General features: G+C 63.5%; 23 protein-coding genes. 13 read left to right on the top strand and 10 right to left on the bottom strand.

The window, feature by feature from the left end; all coding sequences use genetic code 11:
* Positions 1-88: 88 nt before the first annotated feature.
* Together ACZ52D_RS08790 and ACZ52D_RS08785 are read right to left on the bottom strand one after the other, a co-directional pair.
* On the bottom strand, positions 89-1,372 hold the full coding sequence (locus ACZ52D_RS08790) for an ABC transporter substrate-binding protein (protein ID WP_464441073.1): 1,284 nt from the start codon (positions 1,370-1,372) through the stop codon (positions 89-91).
* 88 nt (positions 1,373-1,460) lie between these two features.
* Positions 1,461-2,537, bottom strand: a complete 1,077-nt coding sequence (locus tag ACZ52D_RS08785) for a branched-chain amino acid ABC transporter permease (RefSeq protein WP_369929512.1) — start codon at positions 2,535-2,537, stop codon at positions 1,461-1,463.
* 193 nt (positions 2,538-2,730) lie between these two features.
* On the opposite strand from ACZ52D_RS08785, the gene ACZ52D_RS08780 reads away from it, so the two are divergent.
* A complete protein-coding gene (locus ACZ52D_RS08780; protein WP_464441072.1) occupies positions 2,731-3,066 on the top strand; it encodes an SHOCT domain-containing protein in 336 nt (111 codons plus the stop codon).
* A 36-nt stretch (positions 3,067-3,102) separates the two neighbouring features.
* On the opposite strand, the gene ACZ52D_RS08775 is transcribed toward ACZ52D_RS08780, so the two are convergent.
* Both ACZ52D_RS08775 and ACZ52D_RS08770 read right to left on the bottom strand, forming a co-directional pair.
* Positions 3,103-4,089 carry a branched-chain amino acid ABC transporter permease gene (locus tag ACZ52D_RS08775; RefSeq protein ID WP_464441071.1) on the bottom strand — a complete coding sequence of 329 codons (987 nt, stop codon included), beginning with the start codon at positions 4,087-4,089 and terminating at the stop codon, positions 3,103-3,105.
* A gap of 74 nt (positions 4,090-4,163) precedes the next feature.
* Positions 4,164-4,982: an ABC transporter ATP-binding protein gene (locus tag ACZ52D_RS08770; RefSeq protein WP_222454215.1), complete on the bottom strand. Its 819-nt coding sequence runs from the start codon at positions 4,980-4,982 to the stop codon at positions 4,164-4,166.
* An 88-nt stretch (positions 4,983-5,070) separates the two neighbouring features.
* On the opposite strand from ACZ52D_RS08770, the gene ACZ52D_RS08765 reads away from it, so the two are divergent.
* The gene (locus ACZ52D_RS08765; RefSeq protein WP_222454216.1) at positions 5,071-5,256 is read left to right on the top strand and encodes a hypothetical protein; all 186 of its coding nucleotides are present in this window, start codon (positions 5,071-5,073) and stop codon (positions 5,254-5,256) included.
* 53 nt (positions 5,257-5,309) lie between these two features.
* Here ACZ52D_RS08765 and ACZ52D_RS08760 read toward each other — a convergent pair whose 3' ends face one another.
* Positions 5,310-7,274, bottom strand: a complete 1,965-nt coding sequence (locus ACZ52D_RS08760) for an AMP-binding protein (protein WP_417474729.1) — start codon at positions 7,272-7,274, stop codon at positions 5,310-5,312.
* A gap of 363 nt (positions 7,275-7,637) precedes the next feature.
* Between ACZ52D_RS08760 and ACZ52D_RS08755 the strand changes: the two genes are divergently transcribed.
* From ACZ52D_RS08755 to ACZ52D_RS08740, 4 genes are all read left to right on the top strand, one after another.
* A complete protein-coding gene (locus tag ACZ52D_RS08755; protein WP_222454218.1) occupies positions 7,638-9,539 on the top strand; it encodes a hybrid sensor histidine kinase/response regulator in 1,902 nt (633 codons plus the stop codon).
* Positions 9,536-10,240, top strand: a complete 705-nt coding sequence (locus tag ACZ52D_RS08750) for a response regulator transcription factor (RefSeq protein ID WP_464441070.1) — start codon at positions 9,536-9,538, stop codon at positions 10,238-10,240. The genes ACZ52D_RS08755 and ACZ52D_RS08750 overlap by 4 nt, the downstream gene beginning before the upstream one ends.
* Positions 10,241-10,306: 66 nt before the next feature.
* Entirely contained in the window at positions 10,307-10,705 is a 399-nt protein-coding gene (locus ACZ52D_RS08745) for an MAPEG family protein (protein WP_464441069.1), read from the top strand.
* Between the two features lie 42 nt (positions 10,706-10,747).
* Positions 10,748-10,975, top strand: coding sequence for a WGR domain-containing protein (locus tag ACZ52D_RS08740; RefSeq protein WP_222454221.1), 228 nt, complete (start codon positions 10,748-10,750; stop codon positions 10,973-10,975).
* A 76-nt stretch (positions 10,976-11,051) separates the two neighbouring features.
* Here the strand turns inward: ACZ52D_RS08740 and ACZ52D_RS08735 are convergent, their stop codons facing one another.
* Positions 11,052-12,251 (bottom strand): hydantoinase/carbamoylase family amidase, encoded by a 1,200-nt coding sequence (locus ACZ52D_RS08735; RefSeq protein ID WP_464441068.1) that lies wholly within the window; start codon positions 12,249-12,251, stop codon positions 11,052-11,054.
* A 120-nt stretch (positions 12,252-12,371) separates the two neighbouring features.
* Between ACZ52D_RS08735 and ACZ52D_RS08730 the strand changes: the two genes are divergently transcribed.
* Genes ACZ52D_RS08730 through ACZ52D_RS08710 form a run of 5 tightly spaced genes read left to right on the top strand, consistent with a single transcriptional unit; the run spans position 12,372 to position 16,127 of the window.
* Positions 12,372-13,022, top strand: coding sequence for a histidine phosphatase family protein (locus ACZ52D_RS08730; protein WP_464441067.1), 651 nt, complete (start codon positions 12,372-12,374; stop codon positions 13,020-13,022).
* Positions 13,023-13,044: 22 nt separating this feature from the next.
* A complete protein-coding gene (locus ACZ52D_RS08725; RefSeq protein WP_464441066.1) occupies positions 13,045-13,659 on the top strand; it encodes a glutathione S-transferase family protein in 615 nt (204 codons plus the stop codon).
* A 12-nt stretch (positions 13,660-13,671) separates the two neighbouring features.
* Complete coding sequence (locus ACZ52D_RS08720; RefSeq protein WP_464441065.1) at positions 13,672-14,724, top strand: saccharopine dehydrogenase; 1,053 nt, start codon at positions 13,672-13,674, stop codon at positions 14,722-14,724.
* Positions 14,721-14,972: a SemiSWEET family sugar transporter gene (locus tag ACZ52D_RS08715; protein WP_222454226.1), complete on the top strand. Its 252-nt coding sequence runs from the start codon at positions 14,721-14,723 to the stop codon at positions 14,970-14,972. The genes ACZ52D_RS08720 and ACZ52D_RS08715 overlap by 4 nt, the downstream gene beginning before the upstream one ends.
* A gap of 12 nt (positions 14,973-14,984) precedes the next feature.
* Positions 14,985-16,127, top strand: coding sequence for a saccharopine dehydrogenase family protein (locus ACZ52D_RS08710; protein ID WP_464441064.1), 1,143 nt, complete (start codon positions 14,985-14,987; stop codon positions 16,125-16,127).
* Between the two features lie 86 nt (positions 16,128-16,213).
* Here the strand turns inward: ACZ52D_RS08710 and ACZ52D_RS08705 are convergent, their stop codons facing one another.
* The 4 genes from ACZ52D_RS08705 to mutL all read right to left on the bottom strand — a co-directional run bounded on the left by ACZ52D_RS08705 (position 16,214) and on the right by mutL (position 21,321).
* A complete protein-coding gene (locus tag ACZ52D_RS08705; protein ID WP_464441063.1) occupies positions 16,214-16,546 on the bottom strand; it encodes a DUF3775 domain-containing protein in 333 nt (110 codons plus the stop codon).
* Between the two features lie 85 nt (positions 16,547-16,631).
* Entirely contained in the window at positions 16,632-17,897 is a 1,266-nt protein-coding gene (locus tag ACZ52D_RS08700) for an adenylate/guanylate cyclase domain-containing protein (RefSeq protein WP_464441062.1), read from the bottom strand.
* Positions 17,898-17,927: 30 nt separating this feature from the next.
* Positions 17,928-19,304 (bottom strand): DNA recombination protein RmuC, encoded by a 1,377-nt coding sequence (locus ACZ52D_RS08695; protein WP_464443126.1) that lies wholly within the window; start codon positions 19,302-19,304, stop codon positions 17,928-17,930.
* Positions 19,305-19,341: 37 nt separating this feature from the next.
* Entirely contained in the window at positions 19,342-21,321 is a 1,980-nt protein-coding gene (gene mutL / locus ACZ52D_RS08690; protein WP_464441061.1) for a DNA mismatch repair endonuclease MutL, read from the bottom strand.
* 250 nt (positions 21,322-21,571) lie between these two features.
* Here mutL and deoC point away from each other — a divergent pair, with 250 nt between their 5' ends.
* On the top strand, positions 21,572-22,561 hold the full coding sequence (gene deoC, locus ACZ52D_RS08685) for a deoxyribose-phosphate aldolase (protein WP_464441060.1): 990 nt from the start codon (positions 21,572-21,574) through the stop codon (positions 22,559-22,561).
* Positions 22,562-22,576: 15 nt separating this feature from the next.
* Positions 22,577-24,913: an aldehyde dehydrogenase family protein gene (locus ACZ52D_RS08680; RefSeq protein WP_464441059.1), complete on the top strand. Its 2,337-nt coding sequence runs from the start codon at positions 22,577-22,579 to the stop codon at positions 24,911-24,913.
* Positions 24,914-25,298 lie beyond the last annotated feature (385 nt).

The raw sequence follows: 25,298 nt of genomic DNA, 5'->3' as shown, positions 1-25,298 counted from the left end.
GGCGGCGCTGCCCCGGTCTGTTCCGGCTGGCGCGGCGGCTCCCCGCCGCGCCGGTTCTCGTGCCCCGGATCAGGGGCGGTCCGCGGTGTTACTCGCAGCGCGGCTCGATGTTGTTTTCGGCGGCGTAGGCAGCAGAGTCCTCTTCGATCAGCTTGCCAATCACCTCGCCATCCGTCGGCATGAAGTCAGAGATGGCGTTCCAGGTCTTGGTGGAGGCATCCCACTGCACGACACCGACGAGGCCCGGGCCACCGTGGTTTTCGCAGGTGACCGTGAATTCAGGTCCGAAACCGGCCATGCCCAGGGATTCCATCTTGGCGTTGGTCATTTCCAGCGCCTCCATGCCATCACGCATCATCGCTGCGGTGATTTCACCCGTGCCATGGATCTCCTGGGCGGTCTTGGCGGCTTCAGCGGCCAGCATGGCAGCATAAAGACCACGGTTGTACTGCACGGCCCCCAGCTGATCGCCCGCGCCTGCGGCCTTACCCGCATCAACGACATATTTCTTCAAATCATCGTATACCGGGTAGTCCATGCCCAGACCGGTGAAGGTCAGCGCCTTGTAGCCATCTGCCTTGGCGCCAGCCGGTTCGACGTCAAATTCGGCGCCGGACCACCACACACCAATGAAGTTCTCCATCGGGAAACGGATGTTGGCGGCTTCCTGGATCGCCACCTGGTTCATCACGCCCCAACCCCACATCACAACGTAGTCAGGCTTCTCGCGGCGGATCTGCAGCCACTGGGACTTCTGTTCCTGACCCGGGTGATCCACCGGCAGCAGCGTCAGCTCATAGCCGTGCTTGGCGGACAGTTCCTCCAGCGTGCGGATCGGCTCCTTTCCGTAGGCCGAGTTGTGATACACCAGCGCGATCTTCTTGCCCTTGAGATCACCATCGTTGATGTCCAGCAGGTGGTTGATCGCCCCCGAAGCGCCGTTCCAGTAGTTGGCCGGGTAGTTGAACACATGGCTGAAGACCTTGCCGTTTGCCGCAGAGGTCCGGCCGTAGCCCATGGTGTGCAGCGGGATGCCATCCGCAGTCACTTTCGGGATCAGCTGATAGGTAATGCCGGTGGACAGCGGCTGATAGACCAGCGCGCCCTCGCCCTTTGTCGCCTCGTAGCATTCCACACCTTTTTCGGTGTTGTAGCCGGTTTCGCATTCGATGACCCGCGCCTTGACGCCGCCGATGCCACCATCGCGCTCATTCAGAAGGGTGAAATAGTCGTTGTAGCCATCCGAAAACGGGATGCCGCCTGCCGCATAGGGGCCGGTGCGGTAGCTGAGATCGGGGAAAACCAGGTCCGCCATTGCGGGACCGGCGGCCATGGCGGTGCCCAGCACCAGTGTGGTCAGTGTCTTCTTCATCGGCTTGTATCCTCCCTTGAATTTATCCGATGTACGCAATCTTCGTGGGTCGTCTTGTTTTTCCCACCGCGCTTGGCCACTGCCCGCATCAATGCGGGAAGGGCCACAGTCTCAGTTTTTCCTTGGCCACACGCCACAGCTGGGCCATGCCGTGCGGTTCCGCGATCAGGAAGACGATTATGAGCGCCCCCACGATCACCAGCTGGAAATGGGCGACGATGTCCGTTGGCCAACCCAGGATGTCGACGCCAACCACCTTCAGGACCACCGGCAGCAGAACCAGGAAGGCTGCGCCCGCAAAGCTGCCGAAGATCGAGCCAAGACCGCCCAGGATCACCATGAACAGCACCAGGAACGATTTCTGGATGCCGAAGGCTTCACCCACCTCGACCGCGCCGAGGTAGACCGCAAAGAACAGCGCCCCGGCGATGCCGATGAAGAAGCCCGACACCGCAAAGGCGGTCAATTTGGCCTTCAAGGGGTTCACGCCGATGATCTCGGCGGCGATGTCCATGTCGCGGATCGCCATCCAGCTGCGGCCCACGGTGCCGCGGGTCAGGTTGCGCGCCACCAGCGCACAGGCGGTCAGGAAGATCAGGCAGAACAGGTAGGTCGCCCAGGCAGATGCATTGGGACCGGTGATGATGATGCCGAAGGTATCGCGCTCTGGCGCGTTGATCTGGCCCGAGGCGGAGTAGTTGTAGAACCACGGCACCCGGTTGAACAGCCACACCAGGAAGAACTGTGCTGCCAGCGTTGCCACCGCAAGGTAGAACCCCTTGATGCGCAGGGACGGCAGGCCGAACAGCACGCAGACGCCCGCGGTGATGCCGCCGGCCAGCAGCACATGGATGAACATGCTGATCTCGGGAAAGGCGGTCATCAGCTTGTAGCAGGCATAGGCCCCCACCGCCATGAACCCGCCGGTCCCCAGGGACACCTGCCCGCAGTAGCCGACCAGGATGTTCAGCCCGATCGCCGCGATCGAATAGATCAGGAACGGCAGCAGGATCGCATTGGCCCAGTAGTCATTGATCAGAAAGGGGATGATCCCGAAGGCCACTGCCAGCACCACATAGTAGCGGACGCGGTCGAACTTGATCGGGAAGGTCTGGCTGTCTTCAGCATAGGAGGTTTTGAAATCCCCGGCTTCACGATAGAACATGTCTCAGATGCTCCCTTTCTTCTGCGGGCCGGGTTTGGCCCCGGTACCTGTCTTGAAATTTCCGGTTTCGGTGATCGTCAGACCTGCGCGCGCTGCGCCTCCGCCGTTAACCACTTCGTCAGAAATCTGTTCCTGGCCATAATTTGCCCACTTCTTTCTGCCACCCTGACCGCGGGTAGAGTGAGTGGAAACAATGACCGCAATTTTTGAGGAAATCCGGCGGCTAGAGGCCGCTCGGAAAAATGGCGCCATATCAGAGGCCGAGTTTGCCAGCGCAAAGGCGCGCTTGCTGGATACGGTGGAAGACGCAACTGTTCTGCCACCTTTCGAGACCGCTGCACCGCGGCCCCGGACCGCCGCCAGTACCGCACCCGGCCCTTGGGGGCTGATGCTGATGGGGCTCTGCGGCGCGGGTCTGCTTACCTTTCTGGCCGGGCAATTGATCGGCGATCTGACCATTGCCTTCACGTTGGTGGCCGCCTGCGTCGCTGCGGTGGTCGTCGCCGCCTTCCGCAAGTTGGAAGGCTGAGCGCTGCCAACAACCGGGGAGCAGATCATCTGAGCGTCAGACCCGTTCAATGATCTTCTCCCCGAACAGGCCCTGCGGGCGGAACACCAGGAAGATCAGCGCCAGAACGTAGGCAAACCAGTTCTCGGTGGCACCGCCGACCATCGGACCGATGGCGAATTCGAACAGTTTCTCGCCCACGCCGATGATCAGACCGCCAACGATGGCGCCGGGGATCGAGGTGAAGCCACCCAGCATCAGCACCGGCAGCGCCTTGAGCGCGATCAGCGACAGCGAGAACTGCACGCCGGACTTGGTGCCCCAGACGATGCCGGCAACCAGCGCCACGAAGCCCGCAACCGACCACACCAGCACCCAGATGAAGTTCAGCGAGATGCCGACCGACAGCGCCGCCTGGTGGTCATCCGCCACCGCGCGCATTGCCCGGCCCTGTTTGGTGTACTGGGCAAAGCAGACCAGTCCGGCAACAAGCAGCGCCGCGATGACGGTCGCCACGATGTCCAGGTTGTCGATAAAGAAGCCGTAGCCGAAGATGTTGAAGGTGGTCTCGTCGATCCACAGGTTGATGCCCTGCGGCAGGCCCACGTCCAGCGTCTTGATCTCGGAGCCCCACATCAGGTCGGCGACCCCTTCAAGGAAGTAGGCAAGACCGATGGTGGCCATGAACAGGATGATCGGCTCCTGCCCGACGAGGTGCTTCATCACCAACACCTGCACCAGCCACGCCAGCAGCACCATAACACCCACGGTGAACGCAATCGCGACGAAGGAGGGCACGGTCCAGCCAAAATGCGTGATATGACCGCCAAAGACCGCGTTGATCAGATGCGAGAACGGCACTTGGCCCTGCATGATCCCCACCAGGGTCATCGCAGCAAACAGCGCCATGACGCCCTGAGCATAGTTGAAAATGCCGGAGGCCTTGTAGATCAGTACGAACCCCAGCGCGACCAGCGCATACAGAACACCTGCCATCAGGCCGTTCAGCGTCACTTCCATCGCAAAGATGAGTTGTTCAGGCATCCCGCTCTCCTTCTGCAAATTTCTCCGATGAAATCTGCCAAACACTTTCGAAATTACTTGGCCGCATCAGTTGCTCAGTCATGCGAAACCCCCAGGTAGGCGTCGATGACGTCCTGATTGTTGCGCACCTCGTCCGGCGTGCCGTCACCGATCTTCTTGCCGTAATCCATCACGACAACCCGGTCGGAGAGGTCCATCACCACGCCCATGTCATGCTCGATCAGCGCGATGGTGGTGCCGAACTCGTCGTTCACATCGAGGATGAAACGGGACATGTCCTCCTTCTCCTCGACGTTCATGCCGGCCATCGGCTCGTCGAGCAGCAGAAGCTTCGGCTCCGCCGCCAGCGCCCGCGCCAGTTCGACCCGTTTCTTCAGACCGTAAGGCAGCCGCGCCACCGGCGTCTTGCGGATGTGCTGGATCTCCAGGAAGTCGATGATCTTTTCGACCACCTCGCGGTTTGCGGTTTCTTCCGCCTCGGCCTTGCCCTTCCACAGCGCCTGCGCAAACAGCCCGGTTTTCATATAGTTGAGCCGCCCGGTCATGACGTTGTCCAGAACGCTCATGCCTTCGAACAGGGCGATGTTCTGGAACGTGCGGGCGATGCCCTGGCGCGCCACTTCAAAGGGCTTCATCGGCGGGCGTTTCTTGCCATGAAACAGCACCTCGCCCTCTTGCGGGACGTAGAAGCCGGAGATCACGTTCAGCATCGAAGACTTGCCCGCCCCGTTGGGGCCGATGATCGCGCGGATCTCGCCTTCGCGGATGTCAAAGGAAATGTCCTTGATGGCCACCACACCGCCAAAACGCAGCGTGATGTTCTTCATTTCCATCACCACACCACCGATGGTGCGGCCGTCTTCGGTGACATAGCTGCCGGTGTTATCAAGCATGACAGAGGCCTCCCAATTGCGGGTGCTTGGAAAAATTAAGGTTTCCGTGCGACACTTGTGGACAACGAGCAGCAAGGAGATCGACACAATGTTCGGCGAACTTGAGCATTCCTGCCTTCTGAAGATGGCTCTCGAATGCAAGCGACTTGGGCTGACGCAATCCGAAAGCCTCGCGTCCCTGGTTGAACAAACCCACGGCTTCAGCCCCCATTTCAAGATTCAGCAGGTGGTCCACACGGTCTTTCACCCCGGACAGAACCCCGACCTGGTCTGACCCACACCCGCTCTGACGGGCGTAGCGACGCATTCTGCACGCGTTGATCGAGCTCATTCCGCGGCCACCTTCTGAGCGGCCACCGGTTGCACCTCGGCATCGACAATCGTCAGCGTGGCGCGGATCGATCCCTTGCGGCCGTCCTCATAGGTAACTTCCGTCACCGTCGAGACCTTTTCCGATCCATCGTAGAGCGCGTTGATGATGTCCGCGAATTTCTCCTCGACGATGCGACGGCGCACCTTGCGGGTCCGGGTCATCTCGCCGTCATCGGCATCCAGTTCCTTGTGCAACACCACGAAGCGGTGCACCTGGCAGCCCGACAGCATCGGATCTTCGGCAACCGATTTGTTGACTTCGTTCACATGTTCCCGGATCGAAGCCAGCACCTGCGGGTGGCCCGCCAGTTCCTGGTAGGAGGCGTAGGCGATGTTGTTGCGTTCGGCCCAGTTGCCCACCGCCGTAAGGTCGATGTTGATAAAGGCAACGCAGCGGTCGCGACCATTGCCGAACAGCACAGCCTCAAGGATGTCCGGGTAGAATTTCAGCTTGTTTTCAACATACTTCGGCGCAAACATCGCCCCATCGGCCATCTTTCCCACATCCTTGGCGCGGTCGATGATCCGCAGGTGGCCAGACCCCTCCTCGAAGAAGCCGGCATCGCCAGTCGCGACCCAACCGTCCGCGTCCTTGGTCGAGGCCGTGGACTCGGGGTTGTTGTAATACTCCACGAAGGTGCCGGGAGAGCGATAGTAGATCTCGCCATTGTCGCCGATCTTGATCTCGACCTCCGGCGCCGGGACACCAACGGTATCGGCACGCACTTCGCCGTCAGGCTGGACGGTGATGAAGACGGTCGCCTCTGTCTGACCATAAAGCTGCTTCAGGTTGATGCCGAGGCTGCGATAGAAATCGAAAATTTCCGGCCCGATCGCCTCGCCCGCGGTATAGCCCACGCGGATCCGTCCATATCCCAGCGTGTCCTTCAGCGGGCCGTAGACCAGCAGATTGCCCAGCGCGTATTTCGCCCGGTCCAGCAGCCCCACGGGGCGGCCGTCCAGAATGTCCCCGCCGACCTTCTTGGCGTGCGCCAGGAAGTAGTGGAACATCTTGCGCTTCAGCGCGCTCGCGTCCTCCATCCGGATCATCACGTTGGTCAACTGGCCTTCGAAAACGCGGGGCGGCGCAAAGAAATAGGTCGGACCGATCTCGCGCAGGTCGGTCATCATGGTGTCAGCGCTTTCCGGGCAGTTGACGCAGAAACCGCACCAGTAGGCCTGCCCGATCGAGAAGATGAAATCCCCCACCCAGGCCATCGGCAGGTAGGACAGGATGTTCTCTGCCTGGGTGAGATTGTCGAATTCCGCCGAGTTCTTGGCGCTCTGAATCACGTTGCGGTTCGACAGCACCACGCCCTTGGGCTTGCCGGTCGTGCCCGACGTGTACAGCATCACGCAGGTGCTGTCGTAATCCAGCTTGGCCTGCCGCGCGGTCAGTTCGCCGATCAGCTCATCACGGGCAGCGCGGCCCTGATCCTGAACATGACTGAACTGGTGCAACCGGGTGTGGTCGTATTTGCGCATGCCGCGCGGGTCGAGATAGATCATGTGCTCGAACTGGTGCAGCTGATCCTGGATCTCGATCACCTTGTCGGCCTGCTCCTGATCGCCCACGATCACGAAGCGCGCGCCGCAGTGGCCCAGCACATAGGCCATCTCCTCGGCCACCGCGTCCTGGTACAAGGGCACCGGCACCGCGCCCACCGCCTGGGCTGCGACCATCGACCAGTACAGGTAGGGACGGTTGCGGCCGATGATGGCGACGAAATCACCCTCGTTCACACCGAGGTTGAGCAGGCCCAATGCCAGCGCCTCGATCTCCTTTGCCGCCTCGGCCCAGGTCCAGCACTGCCAGATCCCGAATTCCTTTTCCCGATAGGCCGGCGCATTGGCATATTGCGCCGCATTGCGTTGAAGCAGCGCCGGCAGGGATCTCAACCCTTCGGCGCCCATCTGCATCTGAGCCAAATTTCTTTCCTCCCTTTCCGGCGTTGCTGCCGGACCGACCGCTGTGCGCGGCTCTGGTCCCGATTAGGGACGTCCACATCCTAGCGCGTCAACTTTTTCCTGATGTTTTCGCAAATCTTACCAATTGTAACAGCGTATTTTTGTATAAAAATCATTCGGTTGCGGAGCGCATTCAGCAGTGCACTCCCCGCGTCTGCACCCCTTTTCCCTCATGGGAGGGCTCCCGATCACCCATTCTCCCTCACGCTTTTGACGGTAACGTGAATGCATGGCCGAAGGCTCGAATCGACATTGCCGCATAATGGCGGTTTGCCAGCATCGCGCGGCAGTGCTAGCCATGCCTGCGGGGGGAATATGGACAGAAACCGCAAACAACGCGCCGCGATGACCACCGCCGGGCTGAACCTGATTGCCCAGGCCTTGTCGATCTACGACAACGATTTGCGGCTCGCCGTGTGCAACCGGCGTTTCCAGGAGATGTTCAACCTGCCGGACCATCTGGTCCAGCCCGGAGCCGCGTTCGCCGACACTATCCGCTATCTGGCCGAGGCTGGCGAATACGCCCCGGAAACCGATATCGAGGACATCGTCCGCACCCGTGTCGAACAGGCGCTGGCCTTTGTCCCGCATTACCTGGAACGCCAGCGCCCCAACGGACAGATGGTCTCGATCGAAGGATCACCGCTGCCGCAGGGGGGCTGGGTCACGGTTTATACCGATATCACGCGGGCCAAGCGTGCCGAGACGCTGCTGCGAGCTCGCTCCGAGGAGATGTCGGAACGGCTGATCGCCCACACCGAAGAGCTGACCGCCGCCAACCGCAAGCTCGCGGCCACCAACACCGCGCTGGAAGAGGCCAAGCGCCAGTTGACCGAAATCGAAGGGCGCACCCGACTGACCACCGAAATGATGCCAGCCCACATCGCGCATGTGGATGCCGACGGATATTACACCTATACGAACCGCCGTCTCAGCTCAGTGTTTCCAAGTCGCCCGTCGGATATCCTCGGGATGCATATTGCCGATGCGCTTGGTCCTGCTTCTTTTGAGCGGATCGAACCTCACCTGCTGGCCGCCTACAAGGGCGGCAGTCCGGTCTTCGAGTTCACCGAAAGCCACGCCAGCCGCCGCATCCGGGTGGCCTTCACGCCCGACCAGCAAGGCGGTGTCTATATCCTGTCGATGGATGTGACCGAGGAGACCCAGGCCCGTGTCGCACTGCAGCAAGCGCGGCGCCGGGAAATGGCGGCCCAGATGACCAGCGGGCTGGCGCATGATTTTTCAAACCTCCTGACCATCATTCTGGGCATGCAGGGCAAGCTGGAAAAAATGGATCTGCCACCAGAGGCGGCCGAGCTGGTACAGGGGACCCTTTCGGCCGCGCGGCGCGGTGGACGTTTGCTGAACCGGATCGCCGAGATGACCGGCCAGCGCAGCCTGCGCCCCCAGGCCACCGACATGCACACCTTGCTGGAGGAGCTGAAAATCCTTGCCTCCCCCTCGTTGCCGCAGGGAATTGGTCTGAGCATCCTCGACCACATGCCGGACGAGATGCTGCTGCTCGACAGTGGCAAGTTGCAGGACGCGCTGCTGAACCTGATCCTGAATGCCCGGGATGCCTGCGGCACCTCTGGCCAGATCACGGTGAGCGCCCATGCAGTCGGCCAGACCTGGGTCGAGATCACCGTGACGGACACCGGACCAGGCTTCTCGCCCGAAGCCTTGGAAAAGGCGCTCAACCCGTTTTTCACGACCAAGGGCAGCGAAGGATCAGGCCTCGGCCTGCCGATGGTTTACGACATGGCCAAGCTGGCCGGCGGTGACATGCGGATCGGCAACGGGGTAAGCGGTGCCGCCATCACCCTGCGCCTCCCCTACCGGCGCGCGCCGGATGCCGATGGCGGTCTGGCGCTGCTGGTCGAGGACAGCGCCGAGCTGCGGGCCGGGTTTCGCGACATGCTGATCGATCTCGGCTACTCGGTGATCGAAGCCACCAGCGTCGACGAAGCCAGCGCCCTGACCGCCAACCTGCCGGACATCGCGCTGGTACTGTCGGATATCAAGCTGGAAGGGACCGCCACCGGCATTGACCTCGCCATGCGGCTAGATGGCTCGGGCCCGCCGTGCATCCTGATGACCTCACTGCCGACAAGCGATCCGTTGTTTCGCAAGGCATTGAAATGTGGCCCTGTTCTGCGCAAACCTTTCACAACGCACCAATTGTCCGAACTGATCCGACCGGAGCCCGCAAAATGACATCGCCCCTGGTCACCATTCTGGATGACGAACCCGAAATCCGCCGGATCCTGACCAGCACGCTGGAGGACGCGGGGTTTCGCACGCAAAGCTTTTCGCGCGCCCGAGAATTCGAGGCGGCATTGAAACGGGTGACCCCGGACGTCTGCCTGGTGGACCTGTCTCTCCCCGATACCGACGGGCTCGCGCTGGTGCATCGGCTGGCACTGGAGCAAGGGGCCGCGGTCATCATCATTTCGGGCCGCGCACAGGTGCAGGACCGGGTGACCGGTCTCGAACTCGGCGCCGACGACTATATCACCAAACCGTTCGACCCAGCCGAAGTGGTCGCCCGTATCCGCGCCCGCCTGCGAAGCGGCCCGCGCCAGACGGCCCCTGCAAGCGACACGGCACGGTTCTCCGGGTGGACGGCCCATTTCGACCGCTACTTGCTTGAGGACGAAACCGGCGCGCAGACCCCGTTCTCCCACGCCGAGGGCGAGGTGCTGCGGCTGTTTCTGGACAGCCCCAAGCGGCTGATCTCCCGCGCCCAGATGCAGGAAGCACTTGGCGGTGCGGCCGGTGACAGTTTCGACCGGGCCATGGACGTGCGGATCTCGCGGTTGCGCACCAAGCTGCGCGAGGACCCCAAGAACCCACGGCTGATCAAGACGATCTACGGTGCCGGCTACATCTTTCTGGGCGACGTGGATTGGGTCTGACCGCCCAAAAGTAGAAAAAGCAGCCGAAAACACTACGCTTTCTCTTATGAGATGGAGGAAAGCGTGATGTCACAACTGCAATTTTTCACCGTTTTGTCCGCACTGTGGTTGGCGCTGGCCTGGGTGCCCTATATCCTCGACCGGATCCTTGTCCGCGGCCTGATGGGCGCGCTGGCCAACCCAAGCCCGCAGGACAAGCCGCAATCGCCCTGGGCACAACGCGCCCATCGCGCGCACATCGTCGGGGTCGAACTCTTTGTTGCTTTTGCACCTCTGTCGCTGCTCGCCTCGATCCTGATGCCGACAGCCGACCATCCCGGAGGTCTTGGGGCGGCTTTCTTTTTCGGCATGCTGATCCACTATATCGTCTACGTGCTGGGCATCCCGGTGGTGCGCACCGCCGCGTTTGCGGTGGCCGCCATCTCGTCCATCCTGCTTGGGCTGTCCCTGCTGACCATGGGATAGAGCCTCTTGCCCGGGCAAACCGCTGGCGGTAGAATCACCCGCATGACCACCTGTCTGCTCTATCGCCAAGCCCCCGCGCGCCCGTCGCGGTTCTACCGCATAGAACTGGCGATGAACCTGTTTTCCGAGGTCTCGGTGCTGCGGGAGTGGGGGGTGGCCGGCAGCAATGGCCAATGCAGCATCAACATCTATGACAACCTGCGCGAGGCGTCGCTTGCTGCCGACAAGCACCGCAAAAGAATGCTGAAACGCGGATATAACCGGGCCTGAACACGCCAGTGGCGTACCGCCCACCTGTGACGCCCCCTCAGAAAAATGCCCGCAAGCCGTCCGAAACTCGCCCGCTTCAGGTTGCCAGCCGCCGTGCAGCCTGGTCCAGCACCCGAAGCCCCAGAACCAGATCTTCCTCGGCGGTGTCCTCGTCAAAGGCGTGGCTGATGCCACCGATCGACGGCACAAACAGCATCCCCGCAGGCATCACCGTGGCCAGATTGGCCGCGTCATGCAGCGCGCCGGAGGGCATTTTCTGCCACTTGCCCGCCGCCAACCCCTCTGCCCCTGCGGCCAACGCGGCCTGAAACCCCGGGTCCATCGCCGCGGGTTCGATGCCCAGCACCTCGCCCAGCTCCACCTCGACACCGTACTCGGCCGCGATTTGTGCCGCCGTCTCCGCGATGATCGCCTGCATCCTCGCCAGCCGCTCGGGGTCGGCGTCGCGCCACTGCATCGAAAACTCCACCCGCCCCGGCACCACCGAGGCGGCATTGGGGTGCAACGCCACATGGCCGATGGTCCAGACCGTGGCCGGGGTCACCACATCGGCGAAGCGGTTGTTCAACGCCGTGTTGAAGGCTGCCAGCGCCTGAAACGCATCCCGGCGCAGGTGCATCGGCGTGGTGCCCGCGTGGTTCTGGCGGCCTGAGAAGCGGATCCGCATGTCGCGGATGCCGACGATATCGGTCACCACGCCCAGCGCCAGGCCGGTTTCCTCCAGATAGGGGCCCTGTTCGATGTGCATTTCCAGAAAGCCGCTGAACCGGTCATGCGGCAGGAAATCTCCTGCCAAATCGGCCATCTGCCCGCGCATCTCTGCCAGTGTACGGCCGCCTGTATCGGTAAATGCATCCGCCAGCTCCAGCGACAGCTTGCCCGTCCAGATGTCAGAGCCGGTCAGCACGCCGAAACGGCCCTCCTCGTCCTGAAAACTGACGCAGGAAATCTGCGGGCCGCCGTCCTCCCGCGCGGCACGGGCGACCTCCAGCCCGGCGATCACCCCCAGCGCCCCGTCCAGCCAGCCACCCTCGGGCTGGCTGTCGCTGTGCGAGCCAACCAGCAGGCTGCGCCCCTGCGTCAGGCCGAACAGATTGCCCAAAGGGTCGAAATGCGGCTCTAACCCTGCGGCATCCATGCGCACAGCCAGCCATTTGCGCGCTGCAATGTCAGCCTCGCTGAAGGCCTGCCGCACCACGCCCTTGCCAACACCGGCAGCGCCAAAGCTGCGCAGCTGATGCAGGTCTTGCAGAAAACGTTGCGGGTCAAGCGGCATGATCGGTCTCCTTCAGAACTGGCGCAACCCTGCGCCAGCACACGCATGGGTACAATCCCTCTCTTTTCACTGCCCGCAACCTCGCCTAAGACTCCCGCGACACCCAACGGAGCCGCCCCCATGTCCCACATCACGCTGATCCGCCACGGTCAGGCCAACACACAGGCCCGCGACGAGGCCAGCTACGATGCGCTCAGCGATCTGGGGCATCAGCAGGCGGCTTGGCTGGGGGCGTACCTGCGCGACACTGGCAGCCATTATTCGCGCATCTACTGCGGCACCCTGACCCGCCATGTCGAAACCGCCGCCTCGATGGGCTGCGCCGATGTCGTGCAAGACCCGCGACTGAACGAGATGGAGTATTTCACTCTCGCCGAAGCCATGCGTGACCAGCACGGGCTGCCGATCCCGCAGGAGCGCGAGGGCTTCATCGATCACCTGCCCCGCGTCTTTGCCGCCTGGGCAGCAGGCGACATCGCCGACCCCTACGAGAGCTGGGAAGCTTTTGAGACCCGCACCCAACAAGCCCTCGCCGAGATCGCCGAGGGCGAGGGACCGGCGCTGGTCATCACCTCCGGCGGGCTGATTTCCATGGCGATGCGCCAGTCGCTGGCGCTGAACACCACTGCCATGGCCCGGTTGGCGCTGGCGGTGATGAACACATCGATGCAGCGGCTGTTCCCGATCGGCGGCCACTTCAGCCCGGTGCTGTTCAACGCGGTGCCGCATCTGGACACGCCAGAGCGGCAGTTCGCCCAGACCCACCTTTGATCTGCGAAAGGACCGACGACACATGCAGCTCTACTATGCCCCCGGAACCATCTCCGTCGCCGTGGCCATCGCACTGGAAGAAACCGGTCTGGAGTATGAGGCGATCAAGATCGACTTTGCCGCCAAGGAGCAAACCGGCGCAGCCTATGCCCAGATCAACCCAAAGGGCCGGGTGCCCGCGCTGGCGGTGGATGGCGGCATCCTGACCGAAACCGGCGCGCTGCTGGAATATATTGCGGATCTGGCCCCGGACGCAGGCCTGCGCCCCGCCGATCCGCTGCTGCAGGCCCGCATGCGCGAAGTGATGTTCTACCTGGCCTCCACCATGCATGTGAACCACGCGCACAAGCTGCGCGGCTCCCGCTGGGCCAGCGAGCGTTCCAGCTGGAAGGACATGCAGAAAATGGTGCCGCAGACCATGGCCGCCAGCTGCGAGTACATCAGCCGGTTTGGCCTACGCGGCCCCTTCGTGCTGGGATCAACCGTCAGCCTCGCCGACTGCTACCTCTACGTGGTTTGCACCTGGCTGGAGGGCGACGGGGTGAAACTGACGGATTTCCCGAGGATTCAGGAATTCATGACCGCAATGGAACAGCGCGCCTCGGTGCGGGCGGTTCACACCAAAGGCATGCTTTAAAGGACATCACACATGACACATCTGTGGGTACGGGCTGAGCAGCGCCCCAACGAAGACCGGGTCGGCCTGACGCCCGAGGGCGCCAAGGCGCTGCTGGACGCAGGAATCAAGGTCACGGTCGAGGAAAGCTCCGTGCGGGCAATCCCGCTGCAGGGCTACATCGATGCAGGCTGCGAGATCGCGCCGGAAAACAGCTGGCCCGCCGCGCCTGCGGAAGCCATCATCTTTGGCCTCAAGGAGCTGCCCGAGGACGGCACCCCGCTGCCGCACCGCCACATCATGTTTGGTCACGCCTTCAAGGGCCAGCACTCGGGCAAGGCGCTGCTGGAGCGGTTCAAGGCGGGCGGTGGCACGCTGTACGACCTGGAATACCTCGTCGACGAAACCGGGCGCCGGGTCGCCGCCTTTGGCTACTGGGCGGGATACGCGGGTGCCGCGGTGACGCTGAAAACCTGGGCAGCCCAGCAACGCGGTGAAATCTGCGGACCGGTGGGCGTCTACGGCGGCAAGGATGCGCTGCTGGCGGAGCTCGGAGCAGAACTGGACGCGCTGTCCGCGGATCGCCCGACCGCGATCGTGATTGGCGCGCTTGGCCGGGTCGGCACCGGTGCGGCGGACCTTTGCGAGGCGATGGGCGTCAAGGTTACCAAATGGGACATGGCGGAAACCGCCAGCGGCGGCCCTTTTCCACAAATCCTGGAGCATGACCTGTTTCTGAACTGCATCTTCGCCCGCCCCGGCACCCCGGTCTTTGTTCCCCGTGAAGCAATGGCCGCGGACCGCAAGCTGACCGCCATCGGCGACGTCGCCTGCGACCCGGACAGCGATTACAACCCGGTGCCGGTTTATGACCGCGCCACCACCTGGGACCGGCCCGCCCTGCGTGTCGCCGAAAGCCCCGTTCTGGATGTGATGGCGATCGACAACCTGCCCTCGATGCTGCCGGTTGAAAGCTCTGAGGATTACGCCGCACAGCTGCTGCCCTCGCTGTTGACCCTGACCGATCTGGACAGCGGCGTCTGGGGCCGGGCCAAGGCGACGTTCGAGGAGCATCTACCGAAATGATCACGCCGTACATTGGCTATCTTGCCGCCATACTCGGTACTATCTGCTGGCTGCCACAGGCTTGGAAAGCCTGGGCCACCCGGGACACGGCCGGGTTGTCGCTTGTTTCGAACCTGATGTTCCTCCTCACGGTTCTGCTGTGGTTCGGCTACGGGCTGCTGATCGGCGACTGGCCACTGATCCTGGCAAACTTCTGCGCCATCCTGATCGTGCTCAGCATCGTCGCGGCCAAACTGAAATTCGGATAAGGGAGAACACCCATGACAATTCACTGGTGCGGCACCGGCCTGTCGGCCATCCCCGGCCTGCGTCGACTGCTGGAAGCGGGCCATGATGTTGCGGTCTGGAACCGCACGCCGGAAAAGGCACGCGAAGCGGTGGGCGATCTGACCACCAACATCCACAGCTTCAGCCTGTCCAACCTGGGCCAGATGCTGAGCCCGAAGGACGTGGTTGTCTCGATGCTGCCCGGCGATTGGCACGTGCCGCTGGCCGAACTGGCGATCGAGCGCGGCGCGCATTTCGTGTCCTCCTCCTACATTGCGCCGGAAATGCGCGCGCTGGACCAGAAGGCCAAGGATGCGGGCGTCTGCCTGATCAACGAGGTCGGCCTGGACCCCGGCATCGACCACCTCATGGCCCATGCGCTGGTTGCGGATTACAAGGCTTCCGAAGCTTATGATGCCGGGAATGAAGTCAGCTTCATCTCCTACTGCGGTGGCATCCCCAAGATCCCAAACCCGTTCCGGTACAAGTTCAGCTGGTCACCGCTTGGTGTGTTGAAGGCTCTGCGCTCCCCCTCGCGTTCGATCCGCGACTTCAAGGAACTGGATGTCGCCCGCCCCTGGGACGCGATTTCCTCCTACGAGGCGCCGCTGCCCGAGGCCGAGACCTTCGAGGTCTATCCGAACCGCGACTCCCTCCCCTTCATGGCGCAGTACGAGTTCGAACCGGAGTGGAAGGTCAAACAATTCGTCCGCGGCACCCTGCGCCTGAACGGCTGGGCCGAGGCCTGGAGTGACGTCTTCCGCGAGGTCGAAACCCTGAGCGGCCCCGAAGGCGATGCGCGGCTCAAGGAAATGTCGGACCAGTTCTGGGAGGAAAACGCCTATGACGAAGGTGAGCCGGACCGCGTGGTGATGTGCGTCGGCCTGAAGGCCGAGAAGGACGGAGCCGAGGTGTGGCACAAGACCTACGTGATGGACGCCTGGGGCGACGACCGCGGCACTGCCATGGCCCGGCTGGTATCCTTCCCGGTTTCCTTCGCAATCGAAGCGGCGATGAACGCCAAGATCAAAGCTGGCGTTCACGCGGCTCCCAGCGATGCCACGCTCGTGGACAGCTGGCTTTCTGAGGTCGGCAAGCTGGCGCAGCATCTGGCCATTGTGGACCACAAGGGCTGAGCGTCACCTACAGACCCTCAAAAACACCAAGGGGCATCCTGACCGGATGCCCCTTTTTTTGTCGAAGGGAGAAATCTGGCTGAGCGCTAGGGTGCGAGACGGCCAATCACGTCGTCCTCTACGTCCTGCACGTCAATGCCCAGCGCCTCCAGCCCCGCCTCGAGGTTGTCGGCCAGATGCGGGGTGCCGAGCAGGTAATCGGCGGTCGGCGTCGTGGCCTCCTGACGGGCAGTGTAAATTGCTTCCGCCAGTTCCTCCGGCTCGAAACTGCCCCGACCGACCCACATGATGGCGACCAGCTCCGCCTGCTGGTCTTCGCTCATCCTGTCAATGAAAGCGCGCAGTTCTCCCTCGGCTCGCCCCAGTTCGCGGGCCATCATCGCCACCTGTGCCACCTTGCGGGCCGAGATTTCCAGCATCGCTCCACTCCTTCTGTCGCTGCCAGCATATCAAACCGTGCGCAAAACGCCTAAGTCTTTGATCTGCGGCAAACACAAGGCCGGGTCAGACGGGCGGTTTGCCGAACAGGGCCAGACCACTGCGCCGCCCGCGCAGAACCTCGGGTGGCAGCGCCATCCAGCCATCCCGCGTCGCCGCGACCCCGGCCGCATCCAGCAGCGTGGCGGATACAATCAGCTCTAAATCATGGGCGCGGGTCACCTGCTCCAGTCGAGCGGCCGTATTCACCGTGTCTCCAAAGACCGAGTACTCCAACCGTTGCTGTGTGCCTGTCACACCGGAAAACACCTCTCCCCAGTGGATACCGATGCCGACTCCCAACGCCGTCTCGCCTGCGGCCTGTCGGTCCTGTCGCCACTCCGCCATGGCTTTCTGCAGCCGTTCGGCGCACTCCAATGATCCTGCCGCGGCACGCTCGCCTTCGAAGAGGATCATCGCGGCATCGCCAATATATTTGTCGATCAACCCGTTGCACTGGCCGACCACGGCCTCCACACGCCCCCGGAAGTCGGTGATCAGCCGACTGACCTCCTGCGGTTCACGGCCTTCGCACCAGCTGGTGAAGCCGCGAATATCGATGAACATCACCGCCATTGTCTGCTGGCGACCTTCCTGCAGCGTCTCCAGACCGCCACCGGCCAGACGGCCCGCCAACTGGGCCGGCAGATAGCGTGTGAGATTGGCCTTCTGCCGGACTTCCTCCAACAGGCGGTTCAACAGCGCGCGGGTCCGCAAGGCGGCCACCAACAGCACGAGGCCCGCCAGCGACACCATCAATACCCGCATCAGATTGGGCGGCATCCCGTGGGCCAACTGCACCCGCCTTACGGCTTCGACCGACACCACCGGAGGCTCCCACGTCACCAGCCACAAAAAGCCCGCGGCCACCAACAGCACCTGGTAGGCCAGCAGCAGCGGATTGAACCGCAGCACGCCGAAGGCAAGGATCAAAGGTGCCATCCAGGCCGACGGCATGGTGAATACCAAATCGCCCGGAAGACCGGAGTTGCGCAGAGACAGCCAGGAATTGAGAAACAGGAACACACCATCGGCGGTCACCGCAGCCCAGATCATCCAACGCCTGAAGACACCGCGCCAGATCGCGGCAAAGGTCAGCACCCCAACCGCCATGTAGGAGAACAGCGTCGCTGCGGCCAGGCCAAGCTGTTGCCACAGGTAGATTTCATCCACCATCGGCAGGCCGTCCAGGGCAAGGATCAGCGCCATCAGAAGCCCAATCGACACCACGATCCGCAGGAGCGCAACGATCCGTTCAGCATCCACTTCGGCCGCCCGCAGTAACGGAGCCACCGAAGGGTTCACGGGCTTTGGCAAGCGCATCTACTCGTCCGCCAGCAAGGCGACCTGGCGTGGCTCGGTCTCGACGTGACCGGGATCCTCCAACGCCGCCCCCTGCGGCACCACCCCCATCGCCTCGAACTTGCGCGCAGAGGGAAGCACGCGGGCCTCCAGCGATCCAACTGCCTTGTTGTAATTGTTCACCGAGGAAGACAGCGACTTGCCGACCGAGGCGAGGTTCTTGGAGAAGGTCGACAGCCGGTCATATAGCTCCTTGGCGGTCTTTTGGACGGCCACCGCGTTTTCGGCCATCTTCTCCTGCTGCCAGCCATAGGCGATGGACTTGACCAATGCCATCAGCGTCGTCGGGGTCGCGATCAGCACGCGGTTTTCAAAGGCATATTCGATCAACCCCGGATCTGCCTCTGCGGCCGCCGAGACGAACGTTTCTCCGGGAATGAACATGACGACAAAGTCCGGCGTTTCCGCCAGCGCGCTCTGATAGGCCTTGGACGCCAGCTGCTTCACATGGGTTTTCACATGATTTGCATGGCGCGCCAACGCGGCGCTCTGTGCCTCGGGGGTTTCGGCCTCCAGCGCGTCCAGATAGCCCTCCAATGGTGTCTTGGCGTCCACAACAATGCTCTTGCCACCGGGAATGCGCACCACCGCATCGGGACGGCGCAGCCCTTCGTCGGTGCCGACGCTTTTTTCCAGTTCGTAGTCCACATGCTCCGCCATGCCCGCCATCTCGAAGACCTGGCGCAGCTGCATCTCGCCCCAGCGCCCCCGGGTCTTGGGCGCGCGCAATGCCTGCACCAGTTTGCGGGTCTCTCCACCCAGCATCGCCTGCCCCTCGGCCAGATGCTTCACCTGTGCCTGAATGGCACCGTAGGCCTCGTTGCGCGCCTGTTCGATCTCCTTGATGCGCTCGCCGAACTGACCCAGCTTCTGATCCAGCGGCTTGACGAGATTTTCGATTGCGGCGTGACGCTTGGCCAGATCCGCATCGGCGGATTTGCTATGCGCCTGGAAGCGTTCGCTGACCAGACTCAGGAAGTTCTCGGAGTTCTGTTTCAAAACTCCCGAAGCGAGGGAGGCAAACTTGTGCTCCAACTGCTGGTTCATCTGGTTCAGTTCTTCCAACCGCGCCGCGTGCTCGGCTTTCAGCGCCTGCACCTGCGCCTCTGCCTGATAGCGGGCGGCGCGCTCGTTTTCGCTGGTCCGGCGCAGGGTTGCCAGCTCATCCGTCAACGCGGGAAGACGGGCGGCCTCGGCCCGCAATCCGGCATTGTGACTGCGCAGATCGCTGTTGAGCTGCTCCAGATGACGGGCATGCGCCCGCAGCCGCAGCGCCGCGACCCCCAGCACAACGGCCACCGCCGTCAACGCGTAAACGGCCCATTGGGCCTGCTCCATAGTCACTGCTCTGTCTCCCCTGTTGCGGGTGTATTGTTCAGCTGCGCCCGAACAGGCGCTCGATATCCGCCAATTTCAATTCCACGTAAGTGGGGCGGCCGTGGTTGCACTGACCGGAATGGGGCGTCGCCTCCATCTCGCGCAGCAGTGCATTCATCTCCTCGCCCCGCATCCGACGACCAGAGCGGATCGATCCGTGGCACGCCACCCGGCTCAGGATCGCCTCCACCCGCGCCTGCACCAGCTGGCTTTCCCCCTGATCCGACAGTTCGTCCAGAATATCCTTGATCATCGCTTCCGCGTTTACTTCGCCCAGGATTGCCGGGGTTTCACGCACCGCAATCGCGTTTCCGCCGAAAGCCTCGATGCCGAGACCGAATTTCGCCAGATCGTCGGCAACGGCCAGCAGGGTTGCACAATCATTCTCGCTCAGTTCCACGATCTCCGGGATCAGCAGGGCCTGCGCGGCCACCCCGTTCTCGGCCATTTGACGCTTGAGCTTTTCATAGACCAGCCGTTCGTGGGCCGCGTGCTGGTCAACGATGACCATGCCGTCAGCGGTCTGGGCAATGATGTAGTTTTCATGCACCTGGCCGCGCGCCGCACCCAGCGGCAGGGCTTCGGCCCCGGGCGCGGAGGCCTCAGGCGCATCCGACGGTTGACCCGGGGCCATCGGCGCCTCCGGCACCTCGGTGACCCGACCGCTGTAGGCGCCTGCGAATTCGGCAAAGCCCGGCGATGGCGGCGCATCCGCGGAGGGCGCCAGCGGCTGACCGGGGGATTGCGCCGCGTAGGACGCGCTGCGTGCGCCCAGCGAGGGGCGGTCCATCTGATAGACCCGCGGCGCGCCGCTGGCCGTCGGGTGCCCGCCCGTTGGCTCGGGCCGCATCGCCCCCAGCGTTGCCCCGGCAACCGTGGTCGAGGCCCGGTGCCCGGCTTCCGCCAGCGCCAGCCGCAGGGTGGAGACGATCAGCCCGCGCGCCAGCCCCGGATCGCGGAACCGCACCTCGGACTTGGCCGGATGCACGTTCACGTCCACCGCCTGCGGCTCGCAATCGATGAACAGCGCAGCCGCCGGATGGCGGTCGCGGCTGAGGAAATCGAAGTAGGCCGCCCGCAACGCCCCGGTCAGCATCTTGTCCTTCACCGGCCGGGTGTTGACGAACAGGAACTGCGACACTGCCGCGCCGCGCGAATAGGTCGGCAGCGCCGCATAGCCATACAGCCGGATACCTTCGCGGGTGGCGTCAATCTTCAGGGCGTTCTCGGCAAACTCGCGCCCCAGCACCGTGGCCAGCCGCCCGTGCAGCGCGTCGAACAAGTCGCCGGACAGGGGATCGGCGCGGAAGGTCACCCGCCCCTCGCCGCCGCCAGACACATCACGCAAGGTGAAGCCGACAGAGGGCTCCGCCATCGCCAACCGCTTCACGGTGTCGGCAATCGCCTGCGATTCGGCGCGGTCGCTACGCATGAATTTCAGCCGCGCCGGGGTGGCAAAAAACAGATCGCGCAGCTCGACAATGGTGCCCCCCCGCAGCGCTGCGGGCTTCACCGGTTCCTGACGGCCGCCGGAGACCCGGATCTGCATCGCCTCATACCCGGCGGCGCGGCTGGTGATGGTCAGCCGCCCCACCGCGCCGAGGCTCGGCAGCGCCTCGCCGCGGAAGCCGAAAGTGTGGATGTTCAAAAGATCCGAGCCGTCGATCTTGGAGGTGGCATGGCGGCTCAGCGCCAGCGGCAGGTCCTCCGGCGTCATGCCGCAGCCGTCATCGGTGACCCGGATCAGCGTCTTGCCGCCGTCCGCGATCTCGATCGTGATGCGGGTGGCGCCGGCGTCGATGGCGTTTTCCACCAGTTCCTTGACCGCCGAGGCGGGACGTTCCACCACCTCGCCCGCGGCAATCCGGTTGATGGCGCTGTCGTCCAGCTGGCGGATCACCGGACGGCTGTCCGGACCACGGTCCGGGCGGGTCTCAGAGGGCGTATTTTCGCTGATATGGGGTTCTGCACTGCTCATACCGCTAAATTTAGCATGTGAGCCCGATTCTGCCACCGGAATGCGCACCGCTTGCGCTTGGACATTCGTAAAACAGGAACCCGCCCGATCCGTGCAACCATGTTCCGGCAAGTTGCCGCAAAGGAACCCCGCCCGCGCTCGTATTTTTTTGTCCATTCAGTCAAAAAACCGCCTGCAGGCCGGGACCGTTTCTTGCCAAAATGCCGCACCCATGCAACCTTCACCCGGAATTCTGCTGAGGATCTCCCATATGGAACGCCAAATCGCTGAACGAAGCGCGCAACTGCCGCAGCTGACCGAGCCGCGCAATCCCGGCATGGCGCTGGACCTGGACTGGGTCGCCTCGGTGCAGGCCAATACGTCGGCCATCGAGCGGCGCTGCGCCACGCTGCCGGGCCGCCGCAGCGTCAAGAAGGACCACCAGGCCGCCTGGCTGCTGAAGGCGATCAGCCTGATCGACCTCACCACGCTGGCCGGCGACGACACCGAAGGCCGCGTCCGCCGCCTGTGCGCCAAGGCGCTCCAGCCGGTCAGCCCCGGCCTGTTGCGCACCCTGGACATGGAGGGGCTGACCACCGGCGCCGTCTGCGTCTACCACGACATGATCCCTGCCGCGGTGCAGGCGCTGGCCGGCAGCGGCATCCCGGTGGCGGCGGTCTCCACCGGCTTCCCGGCCGGGCTGTCGCCGTTCCATCTGCGGGTGGCCGAGATCGAGGAAAGCGTGCGCGCGGGAGCCGAGGAGATCGACATCGTGATCTCCCGCCGCCATGTGCTGACCGGCAACTGGCAGGCGCTCTATGACGAGATGAAGACCTTCCGCGAGGCCTGCGGTGAGGCCCACGTCAAGGCGATCCTCGCCACCGGCGAGCTGGGCAGCCTGCGCAATGTCGCGCGCGCCTCGCTGGTCTGCATGATGGCAGGGGCGGACTTCATCAAGACCTCGACCGGCAAGGAAAGCGTCAACGCCACCCTGCCGGTGTCGCTGGTGATGATCCGCGCCATCCGCGACTACTTCGACCGCACCGGCTACCGCGTCGGCTACAAGCCCGCGGGCGGCATTTCGAAGTCCAAGGACGCGCTGGTCTACCTCAGCCTGATCAAGGATGAGCTGGGCCACCGCTGGCTGCAGCCCGACCTATTCCGCTTTGGCGCGTCCTCTCTGCTGGGCGATATCGAGCGTCAGCTGGAACACCATGTGACCGGAGCGTATTCCGCCGGCCACCGCCACGCCATGGCATAAGGCAGGACCAAGAACATGACCATCAAAGAGATCTTCACCACCATGGAATATGGCCCCGCCCCCGAAAGCGCTGCCGAGGCGCTGGCCTGGCTGGTCGATCAAGGCAGCCGCTTCGGCCATTTCATCAACGGTGAATTCACCGCCCCCGGCGCCGGCTTCGACAGCAAAAACCCTGCCACCGGCGAAGTGCTGGCAAGTTTGACACAGGCCAGCCAGGCCGACGTCGACGCCGCCGTGCAGGCCGCCCGCAAGGCGCAAGGCAAATGGGCCGCGCTTGGCGGTCCGGGCCGGGCGACATACCTCTATGCCATTGCACGGCTGCTGCAGAAACACGCGCGCCTCTTTGCCGTGCTGGAGACGCTGGACAACGGCAAGCCGATCCGCGAAAGCCGCGACATCGACATTCCGCTGGCGCAGCGCCATTTCTACTACCACGCGGGCATGGCCCAGCTGATGGAGGCCGAGCTGCCGGAGGCCGAGCCGCTGGGCGTCTGTGGCCAGATCATCCCGTGGAACTTCCCACTGCTGATGCTGGCGTGGAAAATTGCTCCCGCCATCGCCATGGGCAACACGGTAGTGCTGAAGCCGGCAGAGTACACCTCGCTGACCGCACTTTTGTTTGCCGACATCTGCCGCCAGGCGGGCCTGCCCAAGGGCGTGGTCAACATCGTCACCGGTGATGGCGCCGTGGGTGAGATGATCACTGCGGCAGACGTCGACAAGATCGCCTTCACCGGCTCCACCTCGGTCGGCCGCCGCATCCGCGAGGCCACCGCGGGCAGCGGCAAGGCGCTGACGCTGGAGCTGGGCGGCAAGTCGCCCTACATCGTCTTTGACGATGCCGACATCGACAGCGCCATCGAGGGCCTGGTGGATGCGATCTGGTTCAACCAGGGCCAGGTCTGCTGCGCGGGCTCGCGCCTGCTGGTGCAGGAAGGCGTTTCCGACCGCTTCCACGCCAAGCTGAAGGCCCGCATGGACAAGCTGCGCGTCGGCAATCCGCTGGACAAATGTATCGACGTGGGGGCCGTGGTGGACCCGGTGCAGCTGAACACCATCCGCGAGATGGTCGCCGCCAACCGAGCCGGCACGATGCACCAGGCCCAGGTGGAGATGCCGACAGAAGGCTGCTTCTTCCCGCCGACCCTGATCGAGGGGCTGACCCCGGCCGATCCGCTGATGCAGGAAGAGATCTTTGGGCCAGTGCTGGTTTCCTGCACCTTCCGCACCCCGGCTGAGGCGGTGGAGCTGGCCAACAATACCCGCTACGGGCTGGCCGCCACCCTGTGGACCGAAAACGTGAACCTGGCGCTGGACATGGCGCCGAAGCTGGCCGCGGGCGTGGTCTGGGTCAACGGCACCAACATGTTCGACGCTGCCGCAGGCTTTGGCGGCGTACGCGAAAGCGGCTTTGGCCGCGAGGGCGGCTGGGAAGGTCTGGCGGCCTATACCCGCCCCAAAACCAAGGCCAAACCACTCGCCAAGGTCGAAGCCTTCGGCGGCGATGGTGCTCCGGTGGACGGGTTGGACCGCACTGCAAAACTGTATATCGGCGGCAAGCAGGCGCGCCCGGATGGCGGCTACAGCCGAGGGATCCATGGAAAATCCGGCGCGCTGCTGGGACATGTCGGCCTCGCCAACCGCAAGGACGTCCGCAATGCGGTCGAGGCCGCGGCGGGTGCCAAGAACTGGTCCAGGACCACCGGCCACCTGCGCGCGCAGATCCTGTACTATATCGCCGAAAACCTTTCGGCCCGTGCCGATGAATTCTCCGCCCGCATCGATGCGATGACCGGCCGCAAGTCCGGCAAAGCAGAGGTGGAGGCCGCAATCCAGCGCCTGTTCAGCGCGGCGGCCTGGGCCGACAAATACGACGGGCAGGTGCATGGCGTGCCGATCCGCGGCGTTGCCCTGGCGATGAAAGAACCGGTGGGAGTGATCGGGGTGCTTTGCGCCGACGAATCCCCGCTGCTGGGGCTGGTCTCGGCCATGGCACCGGCGATCGCCATGGGCAACCGGGTGGTGCTGGCCGCCTCGGAGCCCTTCCCGCTGGCGGCGACCGATTTCTACCAGGTGCTGGAAACCTCGGATGTGCCTGCGGGCGTGGTCAACATCCTGACCGGAAACCATTCCGAACTGGCGAAACCGCTGGCATCGCATCTGAACGTGGATGCGGTCTGGAGCTTCTCCTCCAGCGATGTCTCCGCCGAGATCGAGGCCGCTTCAGCCGGAAACCTGAAACGGACTTGGGTCAACAATGGCACCGCGCCGGACTGGACGCAGGACCAGACCAAGCGCTTCCTGCAGGAGGCGACAGAGGTGAAGAACATCTGGGTGCCCTACGGCGAATAACCGCCACCGGCCCACACGACAGACAGGCGGGGCGTGCTCCCGCCCGTCTTCGATCTTGCGATCTCATCCCGTTGGGCCGGGTGCCGCTGGCGCGGCGCGCCAGTGGAACCGACGTAGATCGACTTGGAGGCTTGGTCGCCCCTCTCGAGGCAATCGGGCCGGGCATTTTTAAGCCGCAAACGCCTTTAACGCCTCCCCTCAGCAGGAGAACCACCCGTGCGCAGCACGGGCCACGCCCAAGACCGCGAACCGTCCGGCGCAGCCGGGGGGCTTGCGGACGCGGGAGCGCTGCCTCGATGACCGCCACCTCGGCGCCCTCTGTGCAAGACAACAAAAAACGCCCGCTCCTTTCGGAACGGGCGCTGAAAATCCGAATAAGCGCGGA

The organism is Leisingera sp. S2M4, from assembly GCF_055398055.1.
The sequence above is the reverse complement of the archived record's forward strand: the minus strand, read 5'-3'. Positions and strand labels throughout refer to the sequence as shown.